8 protein-coding genes are annotated in these 8,428 nt (G+C 71.7%); all 8 read left to right on the top strand.

What is annotated here, in order from left to right:
- On the top strand, window positions 1-2,820 hold a 2,820-nt coding region (locus ACGFMK_RS35520; RefSeq protein ID WP_392772824.1), incomplete at its 5' end, for a type I polyketide synthase.
- Window positions 2,817-3,662 carry a 3-hydroxyacyl-CoA dehydrogenase NAD-binding domain-containing protein gene (locus ACGFMK_RS35515; RefSeq protein ID WP_323337130.1) on the top strand — a complete coding sequence of 282 codons (846 nt, stop codon included), beginning with the start codon at window positions 2,817-2,819 and terminating at the stop codon, window positions 3,660-3,662. The genes ACGFMK_RS35520 and ACGFMK_RS35515, both read left to right, overlap by 4 nt.
- Before the next feature lie 44 nt (window positions 3,663-3,706).
- The gene (locus ACGFMK_RS35510) at window positions 3,707-3,958 is read left to right on the top strand and encodes an acyl carrier protein (RefSeq protein ID WP_323337128.1); all 252 of its coding nucleotides are present in this window, start codon (window positions 3,707-3,709) and stop codon (window positions 3,956-3,958) included.
- A gap of 26 nt (window positions 3,959-3,984) precedes the next feature.
- The gene (locus ACGFMK_RS35505) at window positions 3,985-5,124 is read left to right on the top strand and encodes an acyl-CoA dehydrogenase family protein (protein WP_392772820.1); all 1,140 of its coding nucleotides are present in this window, start codon (window positions 3,985-3,987) and stop codon (window positions 5,122-5,124) included.
- The gene (locus tag ACGFMK_RS35500; protein ID WP_392772817.1) at window positions 5,121-6,182 is read left to right on the top strand and encodes an HAD-IIIC family phosphatase; all 1,062 of its coding nucleotides are present in this window, start codon (window positions 5,121-5,123) and stop codon (window positions 6,180-6,182) included. Before ACGFMK_RS35505 ends, ACGFMK_RS35500 begins: the two co-directional genes overlap by 4 nt.
- The gene (locus ACGFMK_RS35495) at window positions 6,179-6,925 is read left to right on the top strand and encodes a thioesterase II family protein (RefSeq protein WP_392772814.1); all 747 of its coding nucleotides are present in this window, start codon (window positions 6,179-6,181) and stop codon (window positions 6,923-6,925) included. The genes ACGFMK_RS35500 and ACGFMK_RS35495 overlap by 4 nt, the downstream gene beginning before the upstream one ends.
- Complete coding sequence (locus ACGFMK_RS35490) at window positions 6,922-7,659, top strand: 4'-phosphopantetheinyl transferase family protein (protein ID WP_392772811.1); 738 nt, start codon at window positions 6,922-6,924, stop codon at window positions 7,657-7,659. Before ACGFMK_RS35495 ends, ACGFMK_RS35490 begins: the two co-directional genes overlap by 4 nt.
- Window positions 7,656-8,360 carry a guanitoxin biosynthesis heme-dependent pre-guanitoxin N-hydroxylase GntA gene (gene gntA, locus ACGFMK_RS35485; protein WP_392772808.1) on the top strand — a complete coding sequence of 235 codons (705 nt, stop codon included), beginning with the start codon at window positions 7,656-7,658 and terminating at the stop codon, window positions 8,358-8,360. Before ACGFMK_RS35490 ends, gntA begins: the two co-directional genes overlap by 4 nt.
- The last annotated feature ends 68 nt before the right edge of the window (window positions 8,361-8,428 follow it).

Genomic DNA, 8,428 nt, shown 5'->3' with positions numbered 1-8,428 from the left:
CTGTGCGCCGGCCGCGACGGCATCACCCGGATGACCCGCGACGAGCTGCTCGCCGCGGGGGTCGCCCCCGAAGTCGCCGACGATCCCGCGTTCGTCGCCGCGGCCGGCCTGCTGCCCGGCATCGACCGCTTCGACGCCGACTTCTTCGGCTACCCCCGCGCCGACGCCGAGCTGCTCGATCCGCAGCACCGGCTGTTCCTCGAAAACGCCTGGCACGCCCTCGAAGACGCGGGGGTCGACCCGGACCGCATCGAGGGCCTCGCGGGGGTGTTCGCCGGTGGCGCGCCGAGCACGTACCTGCTGTCGAACCTGCTGCAGAACGACGTCACCGCGCTGACCGCCGGCCCGGACCAGCTGATCCTGCAGAACGAGAAGGACCTGATCGCGTCGCGGCTGTCGTACGCGCTCGACCTGACCGGCCCGTCGGTGAGCGTGCAGAGCTGCAGCTCGACGGCGCTGGCCGCGGTCGCCCAGGGGTGCTCCAGCCTGCTCACCGGTGAGTCCGACCTGGTCGTCGCGGGCGCGGTTTCCGTGGTGGTGCCGCAAGAGCCGGGTTACCTGTACCGCGAGGGCAGCCGGTTCGCCCCCGATGGCGTCAACCGCATCCTCGACGCCGGTGCCAACGGCAAGGTGCCCGGCAACGGCCTCGGCGTGGTCGTCCTGCGACGCCTCGAAGACGCTCTCGCGGACGGCGACCGCGTGTACGCCGTGGTCCGCGGCTGGGCCATCCACCACGAGGGCAACCGCGCGCGCCAGGCGTTCAACCTGCCGGGGGTGCCCGGCCAGGCCGCCGTCGTCGCCGAGGCGCTGGCCGCCGCCGACGTCGACCCGACCGAGATCGACCACGTCGAAGTGTCCACTTTGGGCACTCCGTTCGGGGACGTCGCCGAGATCTCCGCACTGCAGAAGATCTTCGACGTCGACGGCGTCGAGCGCGTCACCCTCGGCTCGATCGATGCGAACCTCGGCCACATCAACCAGGCCGGCGGCATCGCCCGGTTCATCAAGGCGGCGCTGGCGCTGCACCACGAGAAGCTGCCGCCCGCGGTCAACTTCGAGAAGCCCAACCCGCAGCTCGCGCACAGCGGCGACAAGCTGGTCGTGCAGGAGACCCTGGCCGACTGGCCGCGCGGCGACCGGCCCCGGCTGGCCGGGGTCAGCGCGTACGGCTTTGGCGGCACGGACGCCCACGTCGTCATCGAAGAGGCGCCGGAGGACCACCCGTCACGGCCTGCCGCCCGGCCGCACCAGCTGCTGGTCTGGTCCGCGCGGACACCCGAGGCGGCCGACGCCATGACCGGGCGGCTGGCCGCGAGCCGTCCCGAGTGGACGGACCTCGCCGACGTCGCCTACACCCTGCACGCCGGCCGGAAGGCGTTCGAACACCGGCGCATGACCGTCTTGTCCTCAGTGGACGACGACGCCTTCACGTCCGAGACACGCGTGGTCGCCGAGTCGGACACGCACTCGAGGAAGGCGGCCTTCCTGCTCGCCGGAGTGGGGGAGCAGTACCGCGGCATGGCCGGCGGGCTGTACGACAGCGAGCCGGAGTTCAAGGCCGCGATCGACGAGTGCGCCGCGCTGTTCCGCGAGCACCTCGGCACCGACCCGACGTCGAGCCTGCTCGGCGCGCGCGGGTCCGACGGCGGTGACCTCGCCCGCCTGCTCGGCCGCGCGACCGACACCGAGGACGCCGGTCCGGCCGTCACGCAGCCCGCCGTGTTCACCCTCGGCTACGCGCTCGGCCGCTTGCTGCGCGCCTGGGGCGTCGAACCCGCGGTGCTCGCCGGATACAGCGTCGGCGAGTTCGCCGCCGCCGCACTCGCCGGCGCGCTGACGCTCGAGGAAGCCACCGCGCTGGTCGCGACCCGGGCGAAGCTGATCGAGAAGCTGCCGCAGGGCGCGATGGCCGCGATTCCGCTCGGCGCCGGCGAACTCGCCGCGAAGGTCGGTGACGTGACGGCGTTCGGCGTCGACGTCGCCGCGCTCAACGGGCCGCGGATGATCGTCGTGTCCGGCCCCGCCGACGGCGTCGAAAAGCTGGCCGCCGCGCTCGCCGAGCACGGCGTCCCGGCCCGGCCGCTGCGCACCACGCACGCGTTCCACTCCCGCGCCCTGCGCCCGGTCGCCGCCGAGCTGACCGCGTGGGCACGGCAGCACCTGACCCCGCGCGAACCGGACGTGCCGTACCTGTCGAACGTCACCGGCGCGCCGATCACCGCGAAGCAGCTCAAGGACCCCGGTTACTGGGCCGAGCACATGTGCCGGCCCGTCCGGTTCGCCGCGATGATCGAGCACTTGGCCAGCGATTCGCCGGATACCGTGCTGCTGGAGCTGGGAGCCGGGCAGTCGCTCGGCTCGATGTTCCGCGGTCACCCCGGCTTCCCGCAGGCGTCGTGGCCGTTGCTGGTGCCGACCCTGCCCGGGGAGGCCGACCCGCGACCGGACACGGAGGTGCTCACCGAAGCGCTCGGCCGGGCCTGGCTGTCCGGGGTGGCGATCGACTGGCGCGCCTACCACGCCGGCCGTGACCCGAGGAAGACGACGTTGCCGGGCTACCCGTTCCAGCGGGAGCGGTACTGGATCGAGCCGACGGAAGCACGCTCGGACGTCGCACTGGGCGCCCGGGACGCGGGGAAGCCGGTCTACCTGGTCGAAGGCGACCTGGACGTCACCGCCCGCGACCTGGCCACCCGGCTGGGTGCGGAACTGGGCGCGACCGTCGTGTTCGGTGCCGACGCCGCGGCCGTGCGGGCCGAACACGGGCGTCTCGACGGCGTGCTGGACCTGACTGTATGTGAAACCAAGGAGAAGTCATGAGCATCGTCGGAGTCGTCGGCGCCGGTGTGATGGGCACCGGGGTCGCGCAGAACCTCGCCACCAGCGGGCACGAAGCCGTGCTCGTCGACGTCGACCCGGGCAAGCTGGCCGACGCCCGCGACCGGATCGAGCTCGAGTGCCGGATGAGCCGGATGCTCGGCGGGCCCGAGATCGACGCGGCCGCCGTGCTCGCCCGGATCACCACCGGCACCGAGCTGGAGCTGCTGGCCGAGACCGAGGTCGTGATCGAGAACATCACCGAGAACTGGGACCTGAAGTCCCGCCTGTACCCGAAGCTCGACGAGGCCTGCAAGGCCGACACCGTGTTCGTCGTCAACACCTCGGCCATCCCGATCACCAAGGTCGCCGCGCTCACCTCGCGCCCCGACAAGGTGATGGGCGTGCACTTCATGAACCCGGTGCCGATGAAGCCGGCGTGCGAGTTCATCCCCGGCTACCACACCAGCGAGTCCACCAAGGACATCGTGCGGACGCTGCTGGAGTCGATGGGCAAGAAGCCGATCCCGGTCAACGACGCTTCGGGGTTCGTCTCCAACCGCGTGCTCATGCTCACCGTCAACGAGGCCGCTTTCCTGGTGCACGAAGGCGTCGCGGACGCGGCCACCGTCGACGAGGTGTTCCGCAGCTGCTTCGGCCACCCGATGGGCCCGCTGGAGACCGCGGACCTGATCGGCGTCGACACGATCCTCTACAGCGTCGAGGTGCTCTACGACGAGTACAACGACAGCAAGTACCGCCCCTGCCCGCTGCTCAAGCAGATGACGTCGGCCGGGTTGCACGGCCGCAAGAGCGGCAAGGGCTTCTACAGCTACAGCGGTTGAACGCCGCAGCCCGACCCCCTACGCACACGAGAGAGGCAGCCACCATGTCGCAGGACGTCCGCGGCGAGATCCGCACCTTCATCGGGGCGAAATTCCCTGGCCTGTCGTTCACCGACGAGCAGGACATCTTCGCCCTCGGGTTCGTGAACTCCCTCTTCGCGATGGAGCTGGTCATGTTCATCGAGAAGGCGTTCGCCACGCGCATCCCCAACGAGGAGCTGAAGCTGGACAACTTCCGCACCGTCACGCGGATGACCGAGCTGGTGCAGCGGCGCACGGCCGCGGCCGCTCACTGAGCGGAGCCTGACGTGAGGGCGGTGTCATGAGGGCGAGGACACGGACCGAAGCCCCCGAACTCGTGGTGGTCGGGCGCTTCGTCGACGAAGAGGTCGTTCCGCACGCGGACGCGTGGGACCGGGACGAGGCCGTCCCCGGCGACGTGCTGCGGCGGGTGCGGGAGCTGGGACTGTGGGCCCCGTTCCTCCCGCCCGAGGCGGGCGGCGCCGGCATGGACATGGTCACCCTCGGCCGGGTGCACGAGGAAGTCGGGCGCGGCTGCTCGTCGCTGCGCAGCCTGCTCACCGTGCACACGATGGTGACCGCGACGGTGCAGCGCTGGGGCGACGACGAGCAGCGCGAGCGCTGGCTGCCCGCGCTGGCCGAAGGCGCGACGCTGGGCGCGTTCTGCCTGACCGAACCGGACTTCAGCGGCAGCGACTCGACCGCCGCCGGAACCGTGGCGGTGGCGGAGAACGGCAGCTGGACGGTGCGCGGCCGCAAGACGTGGATCACCGGCGGCCAGCTCGCCGGGCTGCTGCTGGTGTTCGCCGGCACGGCCACCGGGATGAGCGCGTTCCTGGTGCCCGCCGACCACCCCGGCGTCCGCGTGACGCCGGTGCGCAACATGCTCGGCACCGCCGCGAGCATGCTGGCCACGATCGAGTTCGACGACGTCCGGCTCGAACCGGACGCGCTGGTCGGGCCGCCGGGCTGGGCCGCGGGCACGGTGATGACCGGCGCTCTCGACCTCGGCCGGTACAGCGTCGCGTGCGGGTCCGTCGGGATCATCCGGGGCGCGCTGGCGGCGTCGGCGGCCTACTCGTCGGCCCGGTCGGCCGGCGGCGGGCTGCTGCGGGACCTGCCGCAGATCCGCGCCAAGATCAGCGAAATGGTCACCGCGCGCGACGCCGCGCGGCTGCTGTGCGAGAAGGCGGGCCGGCTCAAGGACGCGGGCGACCCGGCGACGATCATGGCGACCTGGGTGGCCAAGTACTTCGCGTCCACCGCCGCGGCCAAGGCCGGCGCGGACGCGGTCCAGATCCACGGCGCGAACGGCTGCGGCCCGGACTACCCGGTCGCGCGGCTGTACCGCGACGCGAAAGTCATGGAGATCATCGAGGGCAGCACCCAGATCCAGGAGCTGACCATCGCGGACGAGGCGTACCGGGAGGTGGCGGGATGACCAGCGTGGAAACGACTGTGGTGGCGAAACCGAAGCGGGGCCGGATCAAGTGCGTGGTCTGGGACCTGGACAACACAGTGTGGGACGGCACCCTGCTGGAGGACGGCGAGGTCAGCGTGCGGCCCGAGGTCGTCGCGGAGATCAAGCGCCTCGACGAGCTGGGCGTGCTGCACTCGGTGGCCAGCCGCAACGACCACGACGCCGCGATGGCGCGGCTGAAGGCGGCCGGCCTCGACGAGTACTTCCTGTACCCGCAGATCACCTGGAACCCCAAGTCCGGTTCGGTGGAACGGATCGCGAAGGCGCTCAACATCGGGCTCGACGCGATCGCGTTCGTCGACGACCAGCCGTTCGAGCTGGCCGAGGTCGCGCACGCGCTGCCGGCCGTCAAGACGGTCGACGTCGCCGAACTGGCCGCGGAGCTGGCGTCGGAGGAGTTCCGGCCCAAGTTCGTCACCGACGAGTCCCGCGTGCGGCGTGACCTGTACCGCGCGGCGGCCGTCCGTGACCAGGTCGAACAGGACCACGAGGGCACCAGCGAAGAGTTCTTGTCCACTTTGGACATGACGTTCACGATCGCCCGCGCCCAGCGTGAGGACCTGCAGCGCGCCGAGGAGCTGACGGTCCGCACCAACCAGCTCAACTCGACCGGCCGGACGTACTCCTACGACGAGCTGGACGAGCTGCGGCAGTCGCCGGACCACGTGCTGCTCGTCGCGTCCCTTTCGGACAAGTACGGCGGCTACGGCAAGATCGGCCTGGCCCTGGCCGAACGCGGCACGGAAGCCTGGCACCTGCGGATGATGCTGATGTCGTGCCGCGTGATGTCGCGCGGGGTGGGCACGGTGCTGCTCAACCACATCATGGGCCTGGCCAAGGCCGACGGCGCGAAGCTGCGCGCGGACTTCGTCGAGACCGGGCGCAACCGCGTCATGTACGTGACGTACGCCTTCGCCGGGTTCACCGAGATCTCCCGCGACGGCTCCCGGCTGGTGTTCGAGTCGGACCTGAGCACGATCCAGCCGCCGCCGTCCTACCTGACGGTGGAGCTGCGGTGACCGCCCCGGCCACGGCGCGGCCCTGGCTGCCCGGCGGGGTCCCGGACGGCACCGCGACCCGGCTGTTCTGCTTCCCGCACGCCGGGGCGAGCGCGGTGGTCTACCGCGACTGGCCGGCGGCGGCGGGGGCCGGCCTCGCCGTGCTACCGGTGCAGCTGCCGGGCCGGGCCGAACGGGGCCGCGAGACGCCGTACGACGACGTCGAATCGCTCGTCGACGCGGCCCTCGACGGCCTGGGTGACGCCCTGACCGGGGACTACGCGTTCTTCGGCCACAGCGTCGGCGCCCTGACGGCGTACCTGCTCACCCGGCGGCTGGTCGAGCGCGGGGCGACCCCGCCCCGGCACCTGTTCGTCTCCGGGCGGGCCGCGCCGCAGCTGCCCGACACCCGGCCGCCGCTGCGGGCCCTGCCCGACCAGCGGCTCGCGGCCGAGCTGCACGCACTGGGCGGGCTGCCGGACGTGCTCCGGCGCGAGCCGACGTTGCTCGCGATGTTCCTGCCGCTGCTGCGCGCCGACCTGGCCGTCAACGAGACCTACCGGCACGTGCCGGGGGAGCCGTTGCCGGTGCCGCTCACCGTGTTCGGCGGTGACCGCGACCCGCGGGCCGACGAGGACGAGCTGGCCGCGTGGCTCGAGCTCGGCACCGACGCGACGCTGTTCACCTATCCGGGTGGGCACTTCTACCTCGAACAGCGCGTGCCGGAGCTGCTGCGCGTGATCCACCGGAGGTTGAGCCGATGACGCAGTGGTCCCTGGCCTGGCAGCAGCCGTCCGGCGCGCTGGGCGAACGTCTCCGCCCGCTCCTGGACGCGCACGTGTGGCGGATCCCGCTGTCCCGCGTGCTCGCCCCGGGCTCGGCCGACGTCTACGGCCTGCTCGGCGAGCTGTCCGACGAGGAGCTGCGCCGCGCGGCGCGGATCACGGTGGACGAGGAGCGGGCCCGGTTCCTGGCCTCGCACGTCGCCCTGCGCGACGTCCTGTCCGGGTACACCCCGGAGGCTCTGCGCTTCACCCGCGACGGCGACCGTCCGGTGCTCGCGGGGGCGTCCGGGATCGAGTTCAGCCTGTCGCGCTCCGGCGGGCTGGCGCTGATCGCCGTGACGTCCGGGGTCCGGGTCGGGGTGGACGTCGAGGAGATCCGCGAAGTCGACCACGACGGCCTGGCCGCGCGGACCCTGCGTCCCGAAGAGGCCGCGGCCGTGCGCGAGCCGGTGACGTTCTTCCGGTACTGGACGTGCAAGGAGGCCTACCTCAAGGTCGACGGCCGTGGCCTGGCCGGCCTGCCGGGGCCGTCGTTCACCCTGACCGGCGGGGAAGTGTCCTTCGAGGACAGTCCCGAGTGGACGATCACGGAACTGGACGCCGGCAGCGGTCACGCGGCCGCGCTGGCCGTCCCGGCGCGCCCGGTGACGGTGCGCGCCTTCGACTGGCTGCCGCGCCCGGCCCGCGCGCACCGGAAAGGCGGAGTGTCATGAGCGATCCCCGTACGGAACTCGAAGAGTTCGTCCAGACCAAGGAGTTCAGCTGCCTGGGCGCCCGCGCGGCGCTGAAGAAGGGCTCGATCGTCCACGGTCACTACCCGGCGCTGGGCGACCCGGCGTCGGCGCGGGCCCACTACCGCGACCTGCTCGGCTACGCCCGCGGCATCCGGCCCACGTTGTCGGACAAGAGCTTCCGCACGTTCGTCTCGACGTTCGAGGAGCCGGGCGGGATCCTGGACGAGGAGGAGCACGAACGCCTGCTGTGGCGTCACCTCCAGCTGATCCACGACATCGACAGCCGCACCTACGGCCTCGACGAAGGCGCGACGTCCGACCCGGCCGAGCCGAACTTCGGCTTCCACGTGGCCGGCCACTCGTTCTTCGTGGTGGGCATGCACCCGGGCGCCTCCCGCGCGAGCCGCCGGTTCGTCCGCCCGGCGATCGCGTTCAACTCCCTGATGCAGTTCATGCTGCTGGGCGACAAGTTCTTCTCGATGCAGGACGCGATCCGCAAACGCGAGACGACCAACAACGGCTCGGTCAACCCGAGCTTCACGACGTACGAGTACCAGATGCCGTCCCGCCACTTCGCCGGCCGCATGACGGAGGAGAACTGGAAGTGCCCGTTCACCTCACGGCACGAGGCGTCGTCGGTGAAGTACACCTCGGACGTGATGCAGCGCCCGGCAAGCTGAGTCTTCGCCCAGCGGAAGCCCCGGTCACCTCGGTGACCGGGGCTTCCGTCTCTGCCGCGGCTGGTCGT

This window comes from Amycolatopsis sp. NPDC049252 (assembly GCF_043197175.1).
In the GTDB taxonomy this organism is placed as follows: Bacteria; Actinomycetota; Actinomycetes; order Mycobacteriales; family Pseudonocardiaceae; genus Amycolatopsis.
The sequence above is the reverse complement of the archived record's forward strand: the minus strand, read 5'-3'. Positions and strand labels throughout refer to the sequence as shown.